Below are 21,487 nucleotides of genomic sequence, written 5' to 3'. Positions count from 1 at the left end.
TTCTGGGCTATCGGTTGTTAAAATTCATCATACAAGGGTGGGCACGATAAGTGCCCACGCGAAACCTCATGGCATCACGACCGAAACAGCCGTGAATACTGCATTTCGTGCCGGCTGCTGGCCAGGGCCAAGCCAAAACAACTGCCGCCGATTTCATCGTCTTTCAATTGTGATGCGCTCTCGACCAAGCCTGGCAACTCGCCGGCCAGACCTTGTAACAACTGCTGTCCGGCCACCTGGCCCAGCGGTACCAATTTAATCGCGCCTAACACCTGATTTTCCAGCCAGCCCCATAAATAACCGGCTATCGCATCGGCCTTGTCGATTTGCCAACGCACCGCAGCCAACGCAAACATGTTTGCCAACGTAGTATCGGGCCGTTTTTGCCAAACCTGCGCTTCCGGCATCTCTAACTTGACCAACAAGCGCGCCAAGGCCTGCCCGGTTTGCCGATCTTCGGCGCGTAATTCGGCAGTTTCGCGGTAAGCGGTTAGGGTTTGACTCCAATGCATGACAGCCTCGATGTCATTAGTCTGCCAAGCGTCGTACAGCCGCGCCAACAACGGTGCGTCGACCTTGCCTAAACCGTTGCGCAATAAACCACGCAGCCAATCGCCGGTTTGCTCGGCATTGGTTACCCAGCCGTCGTGCACCGCAGTCTCCAGACCCTGTGAATAGCTGTACATTCCAATCGGCAAACTGGGGCTGACCAGTTGCAGCAGCCGCAGCAGGCTTAAATTAGTGACCATGACTATGGTAAGCGCCGGCTTCCGGCTCGAACGGCAGGGTGTCGTGCTCGACGGCCAAACCCAATCCGATCAGCATCTGATCCAGTACATAGTCGGTCAAAAACCGCAGCTCGCCGGGCAGGATTTGCAAGGCCACGTGACGATTGCCCAAGTGATAACAAGCGCGGGCAAACAGCAAGGGATCGGTGCATTTCACTACCGACAGTGGTTCCGGCGCGGCGTTGATTCGCACTTTGAAGCCCTGGCCGTTGGTGAGAATTGCGCCGTGTCTCAGGGTTTGGCCCCTTGGCAGGAACACGCCGACTTGAATACCACCTTGGGTGGTGGCGGGTTGCCGGGATTTCTGCCGGGCCTCGAAGGGGAGGGTGAGAGTGTCATCGGGGGATTCTGAGGTTTGGGTGGTTTCGGTAAGTTTTAGCATTTGTGTTTGGTTGGATTTTACTTGTCATTCTGGTTCCCAAGCTCCAGCTTGGGAACGATGTCTTGAAAGCTTTAGCTTTCTTTGAATAATGTGTGTCGCTGTCGCGACGGGTGTTTGGGCGTCGGGTCTCGGCCCGACAGCCGAGTAACTTTTCTTTGCTTGGCCAAAGAAAAGTCACCAAAAGAAAGGCCACCCGGAATTCCGCCTTTATCCTGCGCTTCTCGCTTTTGCCGAGGGTTTTCGGAAGGGCCATCCCTGGCCCTCCGAAAACGAGCGGCATCCCTGCCGCTCCCCTGCGGGCTATTCTCGCCAAAAGCTGCGATGCTCGGGGCGGAATAACGGGACCAAAACCATCCCAAATTCATAAGTAGATCGTAAAAACGTAGAGGCCGGAACTCGCATCGACTTAACTATAATCGACCGAGTCATCCAACAGAACTAAAACCGTAGTTAAAATACCGGTTAACATAAAAGCTGATTTTTCAGTTCGTATCAATTCCTTGTCTAAATAGGTATGGTGAGCAAAATAGTTTCTTGCTAAAAGACAGGATAAGAATGCTTTCAACAAACAATTGCTCCTTTCATCGGCGCATTCAATGTTCATGATTTCACCGATAGGGTCGTTCGATTTTTTTGGTTGAGTATATTGGCCGGCTTTTGTATATTTTCGCCGGTTATCATTTGTTTTCTGCTCGAAATAATCAACGACGCTATCAGATATATTTCTTTGTCTAGCAAGTTCTCTTATGTAATCAGTCAACCCTTTTTTATCATTCTCTTCCGAAATATTTTCCTCTCGGTCATAACCCAGCGCGTAACGAAGACAACTTTCGGCTCGTATCGCCAGTAACGAGTAATAATCAAGTGGACGTAATGTTCTAAATTCCAAATTACCTTTTTGTTTTGGGTTACGTTCTAAGTTTTCGTGAAGCTGACGAAATGCATTTAAAAAACTACCAAAAAGATAATTAGCCGATTGCAACCTATCTACCAAATTCTTGAGTATTTGATCTGTTGGAAGTACATATTCATAATGTTTTTTATAAAAAGGCAAATAACGTAAAAAATATCGTTTATCTTCAAAAAACTCATAGGGTAAAACTCTACTTAACTCTGCCCATTCTCGTTCACCAAAAGACGAATAGGCCCATTTATCCAAATAGAAGGCGAGGTCATTATCGTTCAGAATGTAAAGCCATTCCAAAGCAAGCCTAATGTCTTTCTGAAGATAAGGCCAAGCTTGGAGAGTCCATTTACTGTGCTTTTCGTTAGCCCACAACCAACGTTGTGCCAACCTAAGTAATTTTGTTTCGATAGCTTCTTCAAGTATTTCTGCATTGATACCTAAATGCTCAGCTAATTGTTTCGCACCTTTTATTTGTAGATTTTGATCGTCATTGCCACACAAAGCGTCGCGAAACGCGCGGTAATGAGAGAGCCATGTCATCGGCTCAGCCAATCCACCCCAGTGATTAGACTCACTGAGTACATCAGTAGGCTTTATATCGTTTTGCTTAAGTTGTGTAGCGTACCGTATAACGGATTCGGCACGTTCTTCAATATCTGGTGTATTGAGAATAGGCTGAAAATAATCGGCTCTACATACAACGTCAATCAGTGCATAGGCTTGCCAATGAAAAAAATAGTCAGCATAGGGAGTTATTGAGATCGAACGATAGGGATGAACAAATGCGTCTGGTATTGGTGTGGTTCGGTAATTATTTTTACGAAGCAAATCATAACTCGAAGCGGTAGCTTGGAAAAAAGGATGCAAAAACCAAAGCGGGCTTTGATCTTTTTCAACGCACCATTCCGAAGCCCACAAGCAATCTTCAGTATCAAATGCAGGTTTCGTAGAATCTATTTCAGCAGGACATAAAGGGAAATTTTGCCAAGCTAAAAAATACCCAACTGGAAAAACAACTCGGTGTTGGGGTACAAGCCATCCCCACTCTTCTAGCTTTGACAATGGATGGTTTTTCAGAAAATCTTTAAGACCTAGGTCTTCTAACCAGGATACAAACGTACCTTTCGAGCCTTGCTGAATAGTAAGAAGTGGTGGTTTAGCAAACATTTAAATCCTACAAATTATTCAATAACCATTCATACAACGATGGGTTTACTCCCGTTATTCCGCCCCGAGCATCGCAGCTTTTGGTGAGATTAGCCCGATAGGGGAGCGGCAGGGATGCCGCTCGTTTTCGGAGGGCCAAGGATGGCCCTTCCGAAAACCCTCGCCGAAAGCAAGACGCGCAGGATTAAGGCGGAATGTCGGGTGGCTTTTTCTTTGGATACTTTCTTTTGGCCACGCAAAAGAAAGTATCGCGGTTGTCGGTCCGCGAACCGACATATAAAACATCCGTCGCGACAGCGACACCAACCCCAGCAAAGCCACACTCACATAAAACTGTGAAAAACCTCACACTTCTTCAGCCAGAAAGTTAACAGAGAAATCCCTTCAGTTTCCCTAAATTATCACCGTCCCCGCTAATTACGCCGCCGGTAAAACCACAGCGTAAATGCCTAAGGACACGCTGCCCTTGAATTTTCAGGTAGGCCAATTTTTTACCCGAGAAGCAAGTACAGCGTTAACTCATCAACTCTCGTGTTTAATTTACAAAAGGTGAAGGTCATGAAAACTATCAAAAATCTGTTTCTAATGTTGTCTGTAATTACTGCTTCCATGTTTGGCGCCGGTGCTGCCAACGCGGCGAGTTGCAGCGGCGGTTGGACTTACGTGTCCGGCGTCTACGAATACAATGTAAACGGTACGACATACGGGTATATCTACACCGTGCCCGAGCACAACGTATTGCCGGCCTATACCAACTATTTCGTCACCTACAACAAAGAGGCTTTGATTCAGGCCAAAATGGCGCTGCAAAACCATCAAAGCTTGTGGTTGTACGGTGACTCAGGTACTGCTGCCTGCCCAACCTCCGGCTCTTTCCGCTACCTGGGTACTGTAACCTATCTGTACGAGTATTAATCGCTGCATCCGATCATGCGGAATCTTTGGTCTGATTGATCCGACCGAGATTCCGCTCCGAACCAACTCAACCTAGGTCACGATCATGAATAAACTTGTCTCAATACTGGGTGTGGCTAGTGTTTTTGCGAGCGGATATTTTGCCGGTCAGCAATTCCCCGGTCGCGGCGACAGCCATCCGGCGGCCCTGCCAGAGAATACCGCATCAGTTTCCGCGCCTGTTATCGCGGTCGGCGCGAACAGAAAATTTGATATTTCGCCGACAAACGTCCCAATATCTAAGGACATTCGGTTGCCCCCTCACGAGCAGCAAGGGCGGGCGCTTGCCAATAACTTGTCGCCCGAGGATGAGGCGGCGCGTAGCGAAGCGAATGCCGATTTGATTGCGTCGATGCGAGCCAATCACTTACCGGAAGAGCAGGTCGCTCAATTGGAGCAGACTCTGAAAGATCAAGAGTCCGCCGCGGCTGTTCAGCCTGAAGAACCGGTATCCGAACGAACCAACGCGGAATTGAGCGCCGAGCTGCGTGAAAGCCTAAAGCAATCCGGTGCTCCGCCGGAAATCATCAATGCCATGGCTCAGCCACTCGAAGCCGGCGCAACCACCACGGACGAACCGGTTCTACCGCACAAAAACAATATCCCAGGTTCCTAGTTTTAACGGGTGGCAAATGCCGCCATCGCTTCAGTTGCATACAGTTTGTTTTCGGCAGGGCCACGGATGGCTCTACCGAAAACCCTGATCCTTCTCAAAACAAAAAATACCGCTGCGCCATCGGCAACACCACCGCCGGCTCGCAAGTCAACAACACTCCATCAGCCTTGACCTGATAAGTCTGCGGACAAACCTCCATCACCGGCTGGTAGTCGTTCAACTTCATATCCGCCTTGCCTATGTTGCGAGTATTGCGAACCACCCCAACCCGTTTTTGCAAGCCCAATTCCCCAGCCACGCCGGTCGACACCGCCGCTTGCGGCAGGAAGATCATCGAGGTGTTGGCGGCGGTGCGGCCGAAGCTGCCGAACATGGGCCGGTAATGCACCGGTTGCGGGGTGGGGATGGAGGCGTTGGCATCGCCCATCGGCGCGGCGGCGATCAGGCCGCCTTTTAGGATCAAACTGGGTTTAACGCCAAAAAACGCCGGTTGCCACAGCACCAAATCAGCCAGTTTGCCGGCTTCGATGGAACCCACTTCATGGCTGATACCGTGGCTGATGGCCGGGTTGATGGTGTATTTGGCGATGTAGCGTTTGATGCGCTGGTTGTCGTTGTTCGCCGGGTCGCCGGTCAGCGCGCCGCGTTGCGCCTTCATCTTATGCGCGGTCTGCCAGGTACGGATCACCACTTCGCCGACTCGGCCCATGGCTTGCGAGTCCGATGAAATCATCGAAAACGCGCCCAGGTCGTGCAAGATGTCCTCGGCGGCAATGGTTTCGCGGCGGATGCGCGATTCGGCAAAAGCCACGTCTTCCGGGATGCTCGGATCAAGATGGTGGCAGACCATCAACATATCCAAATGCTCGTCGACGGTGTTGACCGTGTAAGGTCGGGTCGGGTTAGTCGACGACGGTAAGACATTGCTCAAACCGCAGGCCTTGATGATGTCCGGCGCATGTCCGCCGCCGGCGCCTTCGGTGTGGTAGGTGTGGATGGTGCGGCCCTTGAAGGCGGCGAAAGTGTCTTCGACAAACCCCGATTCGTTCAAGGTGTCGGTGTGGATCGCCACTTGCACGTCGTAATCGTCGGCCACGCTCAGGCAGCAATCGATGGCCGCCGGCGTGGTGCCCCAGTCTTCGTGCAGTTTCAAGCCCATCGCCCCGGCCTGAATTTGTTCTGCCAACGCACCGGGCAGGCTGGCGTTACCCTTGCCCAGCAAGCCAAAGTTCATCGGCAAACCGTCCAACGCCGTCAGCATCTGTTGCAGATGCCACGGCCCCGGCGTACAGGTGGTGGCGTTGGTGCCGGTGGCTGGCCCGGTGCCGCCGCCGATCATCGTCGTCACCCCGGAGCACAGCGCTTCCTCGATTTGTTGCGGGCAGATGAAATGGATGTGGGCGTCGATGCCGCCGGCGGTCAGAATCTGGCCTTCGCCGGCGATCACTTCAGTACCAGGACCGACGATGATGTCGACGCCGGGCTGAATATCGGGATTACCGGCCTTGCCGATCTTAAAAATCCGCCCCTGTTTGATGCCGACATCGGCTTTGACGATGCCCCAATAATCGATGATCAGCGCGTTGGTAATCACCAGATCGACGGCCTGATCGTTACCGAGCTGGCTTTGGCCCATGCCGTCGCGGATCACCTTGCCGCCTCCGAATTTCACTTCGTCGCCATAGACGGTGTAATCGGCTTCCACTTCCAGAATCAAATCGGTGTCGGCCAGACGCAGGCGGTCGCCGGTCGTGGGGCCGAACATGTCGGCGTAAGCCGCTCTCGAAATCTTGCTCATGCGGTTTTCTCCAATGCGCCCATCACCTCACCTCTAAAGCCATATACCTCGCGCTTGCCGGCAAAAGCCACCAATTGCACCTCGCGTTGCTGGCCCGGCTCGAAACGCACTGCGGTGCCCGCCGGAATGTCCAGCCGAAAGCCCAAAGCCACGCTGCGGTCGAAATGCAAAGCCGGGTTGGTTTCGTAAAAATGATAGTGCGAGCCAACTTGTATTGGCCGGTCGCCGCTGTTGGCGACCAGGACTTTGACCGTCGCGCGGTCGGCGTTGAGTTCGATGTCGCCAGCGGCGGGGAAGATTTCTCCGGGAATCATGCTTTGCTCCTATACGATGGGGTCGTGTACGGTGACTAACTTGGTGCCGTCAGGGAAAGTCGCTTCCACCTGCACCTCGGTCAGCATCTCGGCGATGCCGTCCATCACATCGTCGATGCTCAATAACGTTCGACCATAAGCCATCAACTCGGCCACGGTCTGACCGTCGCGCGCGCCTTCCATGATCGCGGCGGAGATATACGCCACGGCTTCCGGGTAGTTAAGTTTCAAACCTCTGGCTTTGCGGCGCTCGGCGAGGAGGGCGGCAGTGAAGAGGAGGAGTTTGTCTTTTTCTCTTGGGGTTAATTGCATGGCGGTGCTTTTGTTTGTTTGTGTTTGGCTTAGTTTGTGTCGCTGCCGCGACGGTTTTTTACATGTCGGTTCGCGGACCGACAACCGCGATACTTTCTTTTGTTTGGCCAAAAGAAAGTATCCAAAGAAAAAGCCACCCCATGCCGCTTTGATCCTGCGCTTCGAAGGGTTTGAACGGGGTTTTCGGAAGGGCTATCCCTAGCCCTCCGAAAACGAGCGGCATCCTTGCCGCTCCCCTGCGAGCTGATCCGTCCAAACCCTCCGGTGCTCGGCGCGGCATCAGGGGAGAAAACCGTCCCGAATTTTGAAGTCAAAAAATGAAATTCGGTAGGTCCGATTAGCGAAGCGTAATCGGACGGATGTTTAAATAATAAATTTATTGAATGCCTTATAAAAATATATAATATCAAAAAGTCAAAATTAAACTATTCAATAAATTCATTCGTCCGATTACGCTTCGCTAATCGGACCTACGGCGCCTGAGCAGCCAGTAATAGACTTCGGGTTCGGGTTTCAAAGTCTTCAGAAAATTCAGATACTTTCAAATTTTCAATTAGTTTTATGACTTGTTTACATTCTGTATAATTGAAGTTTGATCGTAACCATAAAAAACTCAGTATTAGCCAAGAGGAGTATTTGCATAAGTCTCTTAGGTCATTGCAATTAATTTGAACTCCATGACCTTCATGAACGATTTTAGACCGAAGATCATAAAGGGCATTAATGCGCTTAGATAACCAGCGAACATTAGGTCTATCACTAAACTCGTGTCCACAATACCATATTAATATAGGCATACCGTCAACAAGATTTCTTGTTATTCCATTTTGAGAATGAAGTCCCGTTGTTAGTAAGCTTTCAATTGAAATCCAATACTTAACGAACGCAGAGTCTGGTTTAAAATCGTTTTGAGCTTCTCCAATCCAATAGATAGCAGATTTAACTGCCTTTTCATAGTTATTGTAAGGATGAAAAATAAAATCACTTATTTCATTTAAGTAGCCATTTTTCTTTATATCGGAAAAGTTTCTGCTATAAATGTCGAAGGCAAATAATGGAGCTGCGCCTCGATGATTAGATAAGGAAATGTGGTCGGATTCTACATAAAAAAAGTCCGAATTATTTTCAGGCCATTCGTTTTCAATAGAAATCTTAACTAAGCCTTCTTTTACACGATCATGGTGCAAGACACAAAATATGAATCTAAAATAAGAAATTACTGAATTTGCCTTCTCTCTGGCAACTAGTTCAGATAAATCTCTACAACCAAAAACACTTACTATTAGAGTAGTTTTGCCAATGAACTTTTTATACAAGGTTGAGTGTAAATATTCTGTCCATTGGTAATTGTTACTCTTGTTTTCATCAAGGAGTCGGTCAGCTAACGCCTTGTCAAATAAAACTATAGATACTTCGCCGAATTCCTCATGTAAACTATCCTTTAGCATCAAGCCGTGTACGGAAAAATAAAATCTATATTTATGTAGTTTTGAGTTAATTTTCTCAATCCACGTAGAAGTAAAAAAATCAAAATCAAATTTATTTTGCTCAATAAAATGCTCGTCAAGCGAATCTGAAAATGCCCAAAAAACAGTGTCTAGGCTAGCAACTCCAGCAATGTCATCCCAAGACATAAGCTTTTTGCAAAAATCTAAAAATAAATCGCATGTCTCGCGTGAATACGCGCGCCTAGATTTATGGAGATGGTTTGGGTAATTTTTGAGGTCGTCTAAACTGGTTGGTATTATAAAGTTTTTCTTGTCGGTAATAGATGAAAAAGAGCATTGTAGTTTTTTGCATAATTTCCTAGGTATATTTTTGAAGATAATTTTCATTGAATATCTTTGTTTTTATCTCATAGGGTTCACAATGTGAAACGCATTCTGCGCGATAGATGCGCCGCCTATTGTCAGCAGCATCCTACAATAGAACTTGAAACCCAAATTGCAAAATAATCCAACAACATTTCTTCTCGTGACGGGGTTATTGCCCCTGATGCCGCGCCGAGCACCGGAGGGTTTGGACGGATCAGCCCGCAGGGGAGCGGCAGGGATGCCGCTCGTTTTCGGAGGGCTAGGGATAGCCCTTCCGAAAACCCCGTTCGAACCCTTCGGCGCGCAGGAAATAAGCGGCATGGGGTGGCCTTTTCTTTGGATACTTTCTTTTGGCCAAGCAAAAGAAAGTATCTCGGCTGTCGGGCCGAGACCCGACGTTAAAATAAAGCAGTCGCGTTAGCGACACCAAATCCAAACTCGAAGCCATCCATGGCTTCTGGATTCCGGCAATCCATGCCGGAATGACGTGTTCATTTAGACCGCTCCAAATCGATAAGACGACACCAGACAAAACAAACATGGTTACGTCGCCCAAATCCTCGGCGCACAAACGGCCTTGCCAACAACATCCCCCCGCACCAACCCCCAAACCCTCTCAAAAAACCCCTTCAACAAATCCGCCCGCCTATCCAACCCACGACATATCAACAAACCCTCAATCAAAGTCACGCCGCGATTAGCCTCTTCCCCAATCAATTCCTGCACCGCCGCCAACTGCAAAGCCGTAGCCGGATAAACAAACAGCGTCCCGCATGCCGAATGCCCAAACAAACCCCAGCGGGCTTGGAAGGCTTCGGTATCCAGGCGCAATCGTTCCAGGTAAAGCAAGCGCCCGTTATGGTTGATGCGCCAGTTCAGTGTCGCGGAGCCGTTGTCGAAGCCTTCGCCGGCGGCCGGGCGGCCTAAGGCCAATACTTCCCAGCCGATGAAGCTGGCTTGTTCGGCCAAATCGATATTCATGCTCGAATTTAAGCGAGCACCCTCGTAAACGATGGTTTCCTGCGGTAGCCATTCCAGGCTGGCGTTTTCAGCAACCGAGAGGTTGACGGTCTGACACGCCTCGCCGCCGCCGCTGCGATAAAACTTACCGGCGGCAGGGGTGGTGATGAGTGCTTGGGCATCGGGTTCGACATCTGCGGCAATGCTTAGCTGGTCGCCAGCCACGACGCCGCCGGGTGGATGCAGCAAATACACATGGCAGACGCCGCCTTCCGGATAAAAAGGGCGTTGCACGGTCAAGGGGCCGCGATGCTCGCGCCCGGCCAACACGGTTTTGTCGCCGCACCTGTTAAAACCTAGAGTAAGTTCGGCTTCCCAGTTACTAGACGGGGACGTGTAAGAATTATCCACAGAGACTTGAGAATGCATTTAAAAATCCTAAGCTTAAAGTCAATCCGTTCGTCCTGAGCTTGTCGAAGGATGAATGGATTGACTTTTCGCAAGCCGGCTAACTTCCGCCCAATCACCTCTCATCATGGCTTCTTTCTTTTTTCGACTCCAACCCTTTATTTGACGCTCTGCCGATAGTGCCTCTTCTCGCGTGTTGGTTTCCTGTGACCAGATAAACTCTACGGGAAGACGAGATGCGGTATAACCGCTACATTCGCCTGCTTGGTATTGCGCCACTCGTCGTTCAAGATTATCAGTATGGCCTGTGTAATAACTACCATCGGCACAGCGGAGGATATAAACCCAAAACATTTTGCCTCTCCATTAGACGGGGGCGGCAAGTTGATATTCCGTTCGTCCTGAGCTTGTCGAAGGGCGAATGGAATAGCTACTACCTAAAATTTCAAGGCTGTTAAGCCGTTCATGGTTCGACAAGCTCACCACGAACGGCTTAACTTAACGGCATCCTTAAATTCGACGTTAGCTTAAGAGCCTATAAACGGAATACTACACCGTCAAATACCGCTTCACCATATCGTCCGCCAACTCGTCCATCGCCCCGACCGCCACGTGCCTACCCCGGTCCATGATGCAAAACTGATTAGCCACCTTGCGGGCGAAGGGTAGTTTTTGTTCCACCAACAACACCGTCACCCCAAGCTCTTTATGGATACGGTCTATAGCTTGATGAATTTCGCCGGTTTCCGGTTTGGGAGTCGGTGTCGCTACGCCGCGCGATTTATTCAGGCGAATGATCACATCGCCGATTTCGCTGACGATATTGGGCTGGATGCCTTCGGTCGGTTCGTCCAGAATCAGCAGGCGCGGATTCAGCACTAAGGCCCGGCCGATGGCTAATTGCTGTTGCTGGCCGCCGGACAGGTCGCCGCCGCGGCGTTTCAGCATTTGTTTCAGTACCGGGAAGATTTCGAAAATGCTGTCCGGGACTTTTTTGATGCCGTGTTTGTGGGCCGCGCGCAGGCCGGTTTTCAGGTTTTCTTCCACGGTCAGCAGTGGAAAGATTTCCCGGCCCTGTGGCACGTAGCCGATGCCCAGTTCGGCGCGGGATTCGGCCTTGGCTTTGGCCAGTTCCACGCCGTCGAATTGGATGCTGCCGTCGGCCACCGGCAGCAGGCCCATGATGGCTTTCAGTAGCGTGGTTTTGCCGACGCCGTTGCGGCCCATCAAGCAGACGCAAGCGCCTTGCGGCACGCTTAAATCCAGGTCCCATAAGGTGTGGCTGGCGCCGTAGTATTGTTGCAGTGCGCTAATGTTTAACATCATCCCCCCAGGTAAACTTGAATCACGCGCGGATCGTTTTGGACTTCGTCCATGGTGCCTTCGGTCAGCACCGAGCCTTCGTGCAGCACCGTAACCTTACGGGCGATGCTGCGGACAAATTCCATATCGTGCTCGACCACGACGATGGAATGCTGGCCTTGCAAGGACAGCAGCAACTCGGCGGTACGCTCGACTTCCTGATGCGTCATGCCGGCGATGGGTTCGTCCACCAGCATCACTTTCGGGTCCTGCATCAGCAACATGCCGATCTCCAGCCATTGCTTCTGGCCGTGCGACAGCGCGCCTGCCAATTGCCGTTGTTGAGCGGGCAGGGCGATAGTTTGCAATACATCCTGGATGCGGTCGCGTTGTTCGCCGTTTAATTTATGAAACAAGGTCGGCCAGGTGCTTTTGTCGGTTTTTAAGGCCAGTTCCAGGTTTTCGAATACGGTCAAGGCATCGAATACGCTGGGCTTTTGAAACTTGCGGCAAATGCCTGCCTGGGCGATGGCCGGTTCGTCCAGTTCCAGTAAATCGATGGTCTGGCCGAAGAATACCGAGCCGCTGTCGGGTTTGGTTTTGCCGGTGATGACGTCCATTAAGGTGGTTTTTCCCGCACCGTTGGGGCCGATCAGGCAGCGCAATTCGCCGTCGTCGATGTACAGCGATAAATGGTTCAGCGCCCGGAAGCCGTCGAAGCTGACGCTGACGTCTTCCATATACAGTATCGGGCCGTGGCGGGCGTCGACTTCGCCGGCCAAGGGCAGGCTGGCGCCGCCTTCGGGTGTGGATGCAGCCGAGATCATCATGCCGGTTGTCCTCCGGTAGCGTTAGGAGTGGATTCGGATTTAGGTTTGGCGCGGCGGCGTAGCAGGCCGACGATACCGTCGGGCATTAATAAGGTGACCAGGATGAAGGCACCGCCCAGGCAAAACAGCCAGGCGTCCGGCATCAAGCCAGTCAAAACGGTTTTGGCGTAGTTGACCAGCACCGCGCCGATGATGGCGCCGTACAAGGTGCCGCGGCCGCCGACCGCGACCCAGATGACGATTTCCAGGGAGTTGAGCGGCGAGAATTCGCTGGGGTTGATGATACCGACCTGCGGCACGTAAAGCGCCCCGGCCAGCCCGGCCAGCATCGCCGCGAAAACGAACACCCAAAGTTTGAACAATTCCACCCGGTAACCCAGGAAGCGCACCCGCGATTCCTGGTCACGAATCGCCGTGACCACCCGGCCTAGTTTGCTGTTCACAATCCAGCGGCATAAGAGCAAGGCGCCGATCAGGCTGAGGCCGGTCATCAGTAATAACACCGAACGAACTGCTTCGGATTGGATGTTGAAACCGAGGATATCTTTGAAATCGGTGAGGCCGTTGTTGCCGCCGAAACCCATTTCGTTGCGGAAGAAGGCCAGTAGCAGCGCGTAAGTCAGCGCTTGGGTAATGATGGACAAATACACGCCGGTCACCCTTGACCGAAAAGCCAGCCAACCGAACACGAAGGCCAGCAGACCGGGCGCGAGGAAAACCATCAACATCGCGAAACCGAAATTCTCGAAGCCGTACCAGTACCAGGGCAGTTCGGTCCAGTTCAGGAACACCATGAAGTCGGGTAATTCGGCGTTGCCGTAAACGCCGCGGGTGCCGATTTGCCGCATCAGATACATGCCCATCGCATAGCCGCCCAACGCAAAGAACGCGCCTTGGCCGAGGACCAGAATGCCGGCGTAGCCCCAGACCATATCTAGTGACAAGCCGAGCAGGGCGAAGGTTAGGTATTTGCCGATTAGGGAGACTGAGTAAGCCGAAAAGTGCAGGGCCGAGTCTTCGGGGAAGATTAGGTTACAGAGGGGGATTAATAGGGTGACGCTTGCTAGGGTGATTAGCACTGAAGCGTAGGTTTTGTCTTGGGTCAGATTGCTTATATTCATTTGACTACCGTTGTTTGGTGTCGCTGTCGCGACGGCTTATTTGATGTCGGTTCTCGGACCGACAGCCGAGATACTTTTCTTTGCTCCGCCAAAGAAAAGTATCCAAAAGAAAGGCGGCCCGGATGCCGCTTTGATCCTGCGCGCCGAAGTTTTTATCGAGGGTCGGCAGAAGGGGCTTCCCAGCCCCTCCGCCGACGTGCGGCATCCCTGCCGCACCCCTTCGGGCTTATCTCGATAAAAACTTCGGTGCTCGGCGCGGCATACGGGGTTAAAACCGTCAGCCGCCCAAATTTGCGTAGATACTCTGTTCAAAAGCAACAAATTTCATCATTTTTTACTCGGCGATGATGGATTCAGGGATGGCATAAAACCGTGTGTTATCGAACGGCTGATCGTGCTTCAACATGCCATGGATCGCATGCAGTAATTTACGCATGACGGCGCAGACGGCTTGCAAAGGTTTCTTGCCGTTGTCGATCAAATGCTGGAAATACGCTCGCACATGCGGATCGTGCTGTTTGGCACTCAAGGCCGGCATATACAACGCCGAACGAATATGCCGGTTACCGGCCTTGGATAGCCGCATTTTCTTGTGTACGCTTTTGCCCGACTCAAAGGCCTTGGGATCGAGTCCGGCAAACTTGACCCATTCGCGATGCGACAGGTTGGGCGGCAATAGCAGTAGTTCGCCCATCAAGGCAATGGCGCTGGTTTGGGCAATGCCTTTGATGCCGGTCAACAGGTCGAATATTCGTTGCAGTTCCGGATGCTGGTCGATCAACGCCAGCGCCTCGCCAGCCAACGTATCGATGCGTTTTTCCAGCTGACTAATCGCCAATTTGGCATCGCGTAGTAGGGCCTTCGGCGTTTCCTCGGTCGCACTCAGCGCATGTAGATGATTTTTCGCGGCGGCCTTCTGACCGGTTAGCGCGTCGATACGGCGAGCATAGCCGCGCAAAGCCAGCGCTTGATTCGAAGGACGAGTCCAGGCGACGAAATCCATGCGCTCGACATATTCGGCCAAGGTGTTGGCATCGACGGCGTCGGTTTTACTGTTTTTCATCAATACCTTAGCGAAGTGATGCGAAGCCTTGGGATTGACCACCATCACAGGTACACCGACGTCGTGTAGCGCAATAGCAAGATCGAAATGGTAAATACCGGTGGCTTCCAGACAGACCTTGATGCCGGGTAATTTGATCAACTTATTCACCAGACGCGCACGGTCGCTACGAGTATTAGCATATTTTTGCGGGTCGAACGGCTTGCCGTTCTTGCGGATCACTAAAACCAATTCGTCGGCGCCGACATCCACGCCGGCAAACAGGCGATGGACAGATTCAGCGGGGGTGTTGAGCGAGCGGTTCGTCATCATCATTTTTAAATACAGTTTAAAGGGAAGTACACTATTCACCGGTTCCCGACCCTGCACATGCACCTACCTTCCTTGTGTATGCAGGCTCTAAGCCTCGGATACTCCACGGTATGGGTGAATAGGGCGGGGGCCAATCTACACGACAGGCTCTGGTAAACTACCAGTCCTCAGGGTGGGACGGCCTCCCAATGAACAATCACAGCTTAATCGGTTTTTCTGGGCTATCGGTTGTTAAAATTCATCATACAAGGGTGGGCAACTTTGCCCACCGTTGGCTGTTATTCCGCGTGGGCACTTAATCGTGCCCACCCTGCGGCTAATCCCTTAGTTGTGTCATGTGCTACAAATTTACATTTAAAAACAAATACTTGCATGATATTTGCGATTTTGATAGATTGCAGTTTTTAAAACAACTTCGAAGGAACATTAAATGACTTCCGCTACTTTCAACCGCGATACGGCAGCTGAGTTTTCCGCTCAGCATTACATTGACACCACCCCAGAAAAACCACTTGAGGGAATTGATTACCTAAAAATTGCAAAAAAAGTTCTGAACAAATCTGCCGAGAAAATTGAGCGGGACATAATGATTTGTGCAGGTCTACAGTGGGATCTTTATAAAACCGATGATCTCGACGAACACTTGCAATTGAAAATGCGTGAGTGGTTAGCTACTCCTTAAATTCGAATATCATTGTTTCTCTCGCTTCATCCCAATAATAAGGGACTGGCTTTGTCTCGTTCCCGCGCGTTGCGTGGGAATGCGGTAGTTCCGCGCCTGCGGTGAATTTCTTGCCGCAGCGCGGCTAACCCGGGTTCCCACGCAGCGCATGGGAACCAGCAAACCCCGAAAATCAACTCACGACTCCGCCGCACGCCCTTTCTGCGGAAACAACCCCCGGGGCTTCTTCTGAATAAACAAAATAATAAACACCAACACCAAAATCTTCGCCAACACCGCCCCGGCATAAGGTTCTAACACCTTATTGGCAATCCCCAACGAGAACCCGGCGACCAACGTTCCGAACAAATTACCGACCCCGCCGAACACCACCACCATGAACGAATCCACAATATAGGCTTGGCCCAAGTTAGGCCCAACATTGGTGATCTGGCTCAAGGCCACGCCGGCCACACCGGCGATGCCGGAGCCCAAACCGAAGGTCATGGCGTCGACTCGCGAAGTCGGGATGCCCATCGCTCTTGCCATGCCACGATTTTGCGCGACGGCACGGACTTCCAGGCCAAGCTTGGTGCGTTTCAAAATTTGCAACAGCGCGGTAAACACCAGCAGGCAGAAGATCAGGATGTAAAAACGATTCCACGTCAGCGACAGGAAGTCGTTGATTTGCCAGGAGCCGCTCATCCAATCCGGCGTGGCGACGCTGCGGTTCAGCGGCGAGAAGATCGAGCGCACGGCTTGTTGCAGGAACAGGCTGACGCCAAAGGTCGCCAACAAAGTTTCCAACGGCCGGCCATACAGGAAGCGGATGATGCCGCGTTCGATGGCGATGCCGACCAGGGCGGCGACCAGAAACGCCATCGGAATCGACAGAATCAACGCGGTGCCTAGGTTGTTGGGCATGATTTGTTGCATCACGTAAGTGGTATAAGCGCCCAACATCATCAGTTCGCCATGGGCCATGTTGATGACGCCCATCACCCCAAAGGTAATCGCCAAACCAATCGCGGACAACACCAGTACGGCGCCCAAACTTAAACCAAAGAACACGGTTTCGGCGGCAGCGTAGGCTTGCATGCGTTCGCGGATTTTAATCAGGGCTGCTTCGGCCAGGTTGCGCACGTCGCTGTCGGCTTCCAGGAAATTGCCGTCGGCATCCTTATCGATAATGGCTTGCAACTTGTTGACTACGTCCTGGCTGTCCAAATCTTTTAACGCGCCGATAGCGGCGATGCGTTGGTCCTTTTCCGGGCTGTTGATGTCTTGCAGTAACAGCATTTTGTTGATGGCGGTTTTGATCTCGGCGTCGGTTTCGGTTGCCAGATGATCGCGCAGCAAAATTACCGCTTTGTCGTCTATGTCGTTGGCCAATGCTTGTACCGCGATCAGACGCAGCACTGGGTCAGTATCGTTTAATTGCAATTGGGCGATGGTTTTGCGCAGCACGCCGCGGAGTTTGTTGTTTAAATTGATTTTGCCTACCGCGCCGCGCTCGACTTCCGCGATGGCTGCGCCGCTGAGCGGATCACTGAGTTGGTAACCGGCCGGGCTTTCCTGCGCAAACACCAATTTGCCTTCGGCTTTGAAGTCGAACAATTTGCCGTCTTGCAGGGCTTGCAATAGTTTCAGGTTATTGCTGTCGCTGCCCAGGGTTGCGATGGCTTGTTCGCGTTCGGTCATGCTGCCGGTGCGCAGTTGTTCCAAGGCGCTGCCGGCGTCTTGGGCCATGGCGGGTTGCGCGGCGAGGAATATCACCACCAGCAAATAGCCGGCAAGTTTTGGAAGCCGTTTAAAAACGCCGCCGGCTCTAATTCCGGCCTGAGTAGAAGCTGTAGTCATCATGCTCAAGAAGCTGTCCTTGGGGGAACGGTTGGCCGGGCGCGAGCCGGGCGGCGTTTTTAAACGGGTTCTGAAACGGGGTGCGTGCATCGTCTGTCCTCTTTTGGGGGGCGAGGCCCACGGCATCCTGCCGTGAACCTCGCGGGTAACATCCGCTGTTAATAGTTCTGTCCTGAACACTTTTTGGTTTTAGTGTTGTAGTTGCCGCAACTGATAGGCGCGGTCCAGTCGGCGATGATCGGTTTGCTGTCCGGCAGGAAGTCCGACCAAGCGTCGCCATCGACCAGTTTGTTGGTTTGCCAGACGGTGACGAATTGGCCGTCGTCTTGAATTTCGCCGATCAACACCGGTTTGCTGATGTGGTGGTTAGGCAGCATTTTCGACATGCCGCCGGTCAAGTTGGGGTACTCGACGCCAATCAGCGCTTTTTGTACCGCGTCGGAATCCGTGGTGCCGGCTTTCTCGACTGCTTTCACCCACATGTTGAAACCGATGTAATGTGCTTCCATCGGGTCGTTGGTGACGCGCTTAGGATTCTTGATGTAGTCCTTCCACTGTTGGATAAAGGCCGCATTTTTGGTGGTATCCACGCTCATGAAGTAGTTCCAGGCCGCCAAGTGACCCACCAGCGGTTTGGTGTCCATGCCGGATAATTCTTCCTCACCCACCGAGAAGGCGATGACCGGAATTTTTTCCGCGGAGATGCCTTGGTTGCCCAGCTCTTTATAGAACGGGATGTTGGCGTCGCCGTTGATGGTGGAAACCACGGCAGTTTTCTTGCCGGCCGAGCCGAATTTTTTAATGTCGGCGACGATACTTTGCCAATCGGAATGACCGAATGGGGTGTAGTTGATCATGATGTCCGCCGGTTTAACCCCTTTGGATTTTAAGTAAGCTTCCAGGATTTTGTTGGTGGTGCGCGGATAGACGTAATCGGTACCGGCCAAGACCCAACGTTGTACTTTCAGGTCGTTCATCAGGTAATCGACCGCCGGAATGGCTTGCTGATTCGGCGCAGCGCCGGTGTAAAACACGTTTTTGGAAGACTCTTCGCCTTCGTATTGCACCGGGTAGAACAGGATGCTGTTCAACTCTTCAATGACCGGTAACACCGATTTTCTGGAAACAGACGTCCAGCAACCGAAGATGGATGCCACTTTGTCCTTGGTGATCAGCTCGCGGGCTTTTTCCGCAAACAAGGGCCAGTTGGAGGCCGGATCGACCACCACGGCTTCCAACTTCTTGCCGAGCAAACCGCCTTTTTTGTTTTGCTCGTCGATCAGCATCAGCATGGTGTCTTTCAGCGTGGTTTCGCTGATCGCCATCGTACCGGACAGCGAGTGCAGAACGCCGACTTTGATGGTGTCTTCGGCATTGGCTGCCTGGCCGCCGATCAGCAGCGACGAAAGCGCCGCCCCCAGTGCCAGTTTACGGAATGTGTTACGCATTAATTTCATCTTGATAGCCCTCTGTTATTAGTATTTTAGATTTGCCATTGGAAGCCGACCATAACTTGGCTGGCGTTCTCGCCGGTGACGTTTGATCTGTAATCCAGGAGGCCCTTGGTCAACAAATCACCGTATTGGTAGGACGCAAAAATTTTCGCATTATGGCCGTCGATGACGTAGTTGACGCCGCCTTCGTAGACTTCACGACTGGCGCTGGTGCTGGGTTCGACGTTGACATAACGCAGGTAAGGCTGGAATTGGCCGATACCGACTTTTTGCGGGAATAAATACATGCCGCTAACGTCGTACGCATTGCCTTCAAACATCGCAAAAACGCCATTGGAAAACGGCGCCACCGCATCACGTTGGGCCTGGCCAAAACCATTCGATAGACCATAGTTTTTGTACTCGCCGTTAAATGTCACGACGCCGCCGCCAGGTAATACTTTTTCCATTAACAAGTCTACGGTGGTGCCGCGGAAATTGGCGGGGTTGGCTGCTGTGCCGGCACCGTCTTCTTGATACTGGTTAGCTACACCGACGGTCAGGATGTCGCCGCCTTTGCCGTGGTAGGTACCCGAGGTGTAATAGCCGGGGTTTTTCTCAACTTCCCAAAAGTTATAGGCCACGCGTTGCGCATAGAGAATGTTGTCGTCGACGTTGGCGCCGCCTCTTAGACCACGGAAGAAACCGACAGAATATTGCAGTCGTCCGTCCAGAACCGCACCCCAGAAAGTGGCACCGTCGTCACGGCCAATAGAGCCGGCTGAAGTACCGTTGTTTTGGATAGTCAGGTTGTAATCAGACGGTTGGAAAGGGGTGCCAGCAGAGAAGATGTTGTAAACCGCACTGTAGAAAGGACCGTTCAACTCCCGGCGTTCGGCGGGTACCAGCATCCGGCCTACCCATAAGTTGGCGTAAGGGGTGATTTCGAATTTACCCACCGCGTCCAGCACATGTATCTCGCCGCCGCTGCCGCACATCGGACATTCGGTGTTGAACTCGACTTTTAGATATTTATGAATTTGACCATTCAAATACAAACGAATGTTGTCCAGATTGAAGTTGTTGCTCCATTTGTCGCCGTTAGCGCCCGCTCCACTTTCCTGGGCCCGGAAGCTGGAACGTAAACCCGCACCGACGCTGATCCATTTGGTGTCGTCGATTTTAAACGTGGCACCTGCCTGGCTCTCCGCAGCGTAGCCTATGGCCAGTGCGGCGATCGCAGAGCTGAGGAAGAGTCGCGTGTTCAGCGAGCTTGCAGGATGTTCAATATAAGCTTTCATGTAAAGTCCCCTAGTCTAAAAGCACAAATGATTAAGCATGCCCGGACGAGCGATGCGGCAGAATCTAGCGAGGACGATTGTTAAATTTGTGGCGATTTTCAACAATCCGTCAGATGACTCATCAGTCATTTGACGTATGGCTGCCTACAACGAGTTTTAATCTGATTAAGCTATTGATTAAAAATGGTTAATCTTAGGTTTGGCGGAATGGCTACGTGTGAAATACCGTGGGTGGAATTGTCAGAAAACGGCGCCGATACGGCTAGATTGGGCCTAAAAAATCGGTTTTGCTGAGCCTGAATTTGTCAAAGCAGAGCGGATTTCTGTTTCAGCGTGAGCGGCTTGAATCAGAAAATAGGCCGGGATGGCCGCTGATAGTTTTGGTGTTCACAAAACCATCAGGGCAGATGGGAGCGTTTGGGGAGAGAAGTCGGCGCGGGTTTAGCTACTAAACCGATAAATAGCCTTTAATCTTGGCGGCGTCGACGTCGCCGCGTTTGTCTTCATGAATAAATTTACCTTTGTCGATCACAATGATGCGGTCGGCCACTTCCATGGTAAAGCTCAGCACTTGTTCGGAAACGATGATGGTGATTTCGCGCATTTTGCGGATTTCATTCAGCACTTTTGCTATGTCTTTAATAATCGAGGGCTGAATGCCTTCGGTGGGCTCATCCAGTAGCAGCACTTTGGGGTTGGTGACCAAAGCCCGGGCAATCGCCAACTGTTGCTGTTGGCCGCCGGACAGATTGCCGCCTTTGCGTTTGCGCATATCGTACAGCACGGGAAATAGGGCATAGATGTCGTCCGGGATTTCCCGAAATTTGGAGCTTTCCAGGCCGGTTTCGATATTTTCTTGCACGGTCATGGTCGAGAAAATCATCCGACCTTGTGGCACATAGGCCAAACCTTTGGCGACTCGTTGATAGGTGTCCACGCCGTTCAGGTTTTCCCCGTCGACGGTGGCCTTGGCGGCTTTGCTGGGCAAGATGCCCATCAAGGATTTGAACAGGGTGGTTTTGCCCATGCCATTACGGCCCATGATCGCCAGGGTCTCGTTTTTTTCTGCGGTAAAGCTCAAGCCGTGTATGACTTGGCTTTGCCCGTAACTGACTTGCAGATCCGAAATTTCAAACATTGTCTATTTCCTCTTGTTAGGTGCTGGCAGTGCGGATGGCGTTAGC

Annotated in this window: 20 protein-coding genes; 3 read left to right on the top strand and 17 right to left on the bottom strand. The window is 51.7% G+C overall.

The window, feature by feature from the left end:
• Window positions 1-74 precede the first annotated feature (74 nt).
• The 3 genes from ACR02O_RS19295 to ACR02O_RS19285 all read right to left on the bottom strand — a co-directional run bounded on the left by ACR02O_RS19295 (window position 75) and on the right by ACR02O_RS19285 (window position 3,244).
• On the bottom strand, window positions 75-749 hold the full coding sequence (locus ACR02O_RS19295; protein ID WP_494522217.1) for an urease accessory protein UreF: 675 nt from the start codon (window positions 747-749) through the stop codon (window positions 75-77).
• The gene (gene ureE, locus ACR02O_RS19290; protein WP_101051699.1) at window positions 739-1,170 is read right to left on the bottom strand and encodes an urease accessory protein UreE; all 432 of its coding nucleotides are present in this window, start codon (window positions 1,168-1,170) and stop codon (window positions 739-741) included. The genes ACR02O_RS19295 and ureE overlap by 11 nt, the downstream gene beginning before the upstream one ends.
• Window positions 1,171-1,576: 406 nt before the next feature.
• A complete protein-coding gene (locus ACR02O_RS19285) occupies window positions 1,577-3,244 on the bottom strand; it encodes a hypothetical protein (RefSeq protein ID WP_101051695.1) in 1,668 nt (555 codons plus the stop codon).
• Between the two features lie 558 nt (window positions 3,245-3,802).
• On the opposite strand from ACR02O_RS19285, the gene ACR02O_RS19280 reads away from it, so the two are divergent.
• Window positions 3,803-4,159 carry a hypothetical protein gene (locus ACR02O_RS19280; protein WP_494522216.1) on the top strand — a complete coding sequence of 119 codons (357 nt, stop codon included), beginning with the start codon at window positions 3,803-3,805 and terminating at the stop codon, window positions 4,157-4,159.
• A gap of 85 nt (window positions 4,160-4,244) precedes the next feature.
• Window positions 4,245-4,814 (top strand): hypothetical protein, encoded by a 570-nt coding sequence (locus tag ACR02O_RS19275; RefSeq protein WP_494522215.1) that lies wholly within the window; start codon window positions 4,245-4,247, stop codon window positions 4,812-4,814.
• Window positions 4,815-4,908: 94 nt separating this feature from the next.
• Here ACR02O_RS19275 and ureC read toward each other — a convergent pair whose 3' ends face one another.
• The 10 genes from ureC to ACR02O_RS19225 form a co-directional block, all read right to left on the bottom strand.
• Window positions 4,909-6,612, bottom strand: coding sequence for an urease subunit alpha (gene ureC, locus ACR02O_RS19270; RefSeq protein WP_494522214.1), 1,704 nt, complete (start codon window positions 6,610-6,612; stop codon window positions 4,909-4,911).
• A complete protein-coding gene (locus ACR02O_RS19265; protein WP_494522213.1) occupies window positions 6,609-6,926 on the bottom strand; it encodes an urease subunit beta in 318 nt (105 codons plus the stop codon). Before ACR02O_RS19265 ends, ureC begins: the two co-directional genes overlap by 4 nt.
• Before the next feature lie 9 nt (window positions 6,927-6,935).
• Complete coding sequence (gene ureA, locus ACR02O_RS19260; protein ID WP_026601519.1) at window positions 6,936-7,238, bottom strand: urease subunit gamma; 303 nt, start codon at window positions 7,236-7,238, stop codon at window positions 6,936-6,938.
• A 470-nt stretch (window positions 7,239-7,708) separates the two neighbouring features.
• Window positions 7,709-8,872, bottom strand: a complete 1,164-nt coding sequence (locus ACR02O_RS19255) for a HEPN domain-containing protein (RefSeq protein WP_071155234.1) — start codon at window positions 8,870-8,872, stop codon at window positions 7,709-7,711.
• Window positions 8,873-9,595: 723 nt separating this feature from the next.
• The gene (locus ACR02O_RS19250) at window positions 9,596-10,441 is read right to left on the bottom strand and encodes an urease accessory protein UreD (protein ID WP_494522212.1); all 846 of its coding nucleotides are present in this window, start codon (window positions 10,439-10,441) and stop codon (window positions 9,596-9,598) included.
• A gap of 21 nt (window positions 10,442-10,462) precedes the next feature.
• A complete protein-coding gene (locus ACR02O_RS19245; protein WP_494522211.1) occupies window positions 10,463-10,774 on the bottom strand; it encodes a GIY-YIG nuclease family protein in 312 nt (103 codons plus the stop codon).
• A gap of 195 nt (window positions 10,775-10,969) precedes the next feature.
• Window positions 10,970-11,743: an ABC transporter ATP-binding protein gene (locus ACR02O_RS19240; protein ID WP_494523474.1), complete on the bottom strand. Its 774-nt coding sequence runs from the start codon at window positions 11,741-11,743 to the stop codon at window positions 10,970-10,972.
• A complete protein-coding gene (gene urtD, locus ACR02O_RS19235; RefSeq protein WP_494522210.1) occupies window positions 11,743-12,552 on the bottom strand; it encodes an urea ABC transporter ATP-binding protein UrtD in 810 nt (269 codons plus the stop codon). The genes ACR02O_RS19240 and urtD overlap by 1 nt, the downstream gene beginning before the upstream one ends.
• The gene (urtC, locus tag ACR02O_RS19230) at window positions 12,549-13,673 is read right to left on the bottom strand and encodes an urea ABC transporter permease subunit UrtC (protein WP_494522209.1); all 1,125 of its coding nucleotides are present in this window, start codon (window positions 13,671-13,673) and stop codon (window positions 12,549-12,551) included. Before urtC ends, urtD begins: the two co-directional genes overlap by 4 nt.
• A 334-nt stretch (window positions 13,674-14,007) precedes the next feature.
• Window positions 14,008-15,051 (bottom strand): IS110 family RNA-guided transposase, encoded by a 1,044-nt coding sequence (locus ACR02O_RS19225; RefSeq protein ID WP_494522208.1) that lies wholly within the window; start codon window positions 15,049-15,051, stop codon window positions 14,008-14,010.
• A gap of 427 nt (window positions 15,052-15,478) precedes the next feature.
• Between ACR02O_RS19225 and ACR02O_RS19220 the strand changes: the two genes are divergently transcribed.
• On the top strand, window positions 15,479-15,730 hold the full coding sequence (locus tag ACR02O_RS19220) for a hypothetical protein (RefSeq protein ID WP_494522207.1): 252 nt from the start codon (window positions 15,479-15,481) through the stop codon (window positions 15,728-15,730).
• Between the two features lie 177 nt (window positions 15,731-15,907).
• Here the strand turns inward: ACR02O_RS19220 and urtB are convergent, their stop codons facing one another.
• The 4 genes from urtB to urtE all read right to left on the bottom strand — a co-directional run bounded on the left by urtB (window position 15,908) and on the right by urtE (window position 21,441).
• Window positions 15,908-17,572 (bottom strand): urea ABC transporter permease subunit UrtB, encoded by a 1,665-nt coding sequence (urtB, locus tag ACR02O_RS19215; RefSeq protein WP_494523473.1) that lies wholly within the window; start codon window positions 17,570-17,572, stop codon window positions 15,908-15,910.
• A gap of 155 nt (window positions 17,573-17,727) precedes the next feature.
• Complete coding sequence (urtA, locus tag ACR02O_RS19210) at window positions 17,728-19,026, bottom strand: urea ABC transporter substrate-binding protein (protein ID WP_319962504.1); 1,299 nt, start codon at window positions 19,024-19,026, stop codon at window positions 17,728-17,730.
• A 26-nt stretch (window positions 19,027-19,052) separates the two neighbouring features.
• Entirely contained in the window at window positions 19,053-20,303 is a 1,251-nt protein-coding gene (locus ACR02O_RS19205; protein WP_458138019.1) for a putative porin, read from the bottom strand.
• A gap of 448 nt (window positions 20,304-20,751) precedes the next feature.
• A complete protein-coding gene (gene urtE, locus ACR02O_RS19200) occupies window positions 20,752-21,441 on the bottom strand; it encodes an urea ABC transporter ATP-binding subunit UrtE (protein WP_445366519.1) in 690 nt (229 codons plus the stop codon).
• Window positions 21,442-21,487 lie beyond the last annotated feature (46 nt).

Source organism: Methylomonas sp. PHL2-19 (genome assembly GCF_059331595.1).
This window is presented reverse-complemented; position numbering and strand designations above follow the sequence as displayed.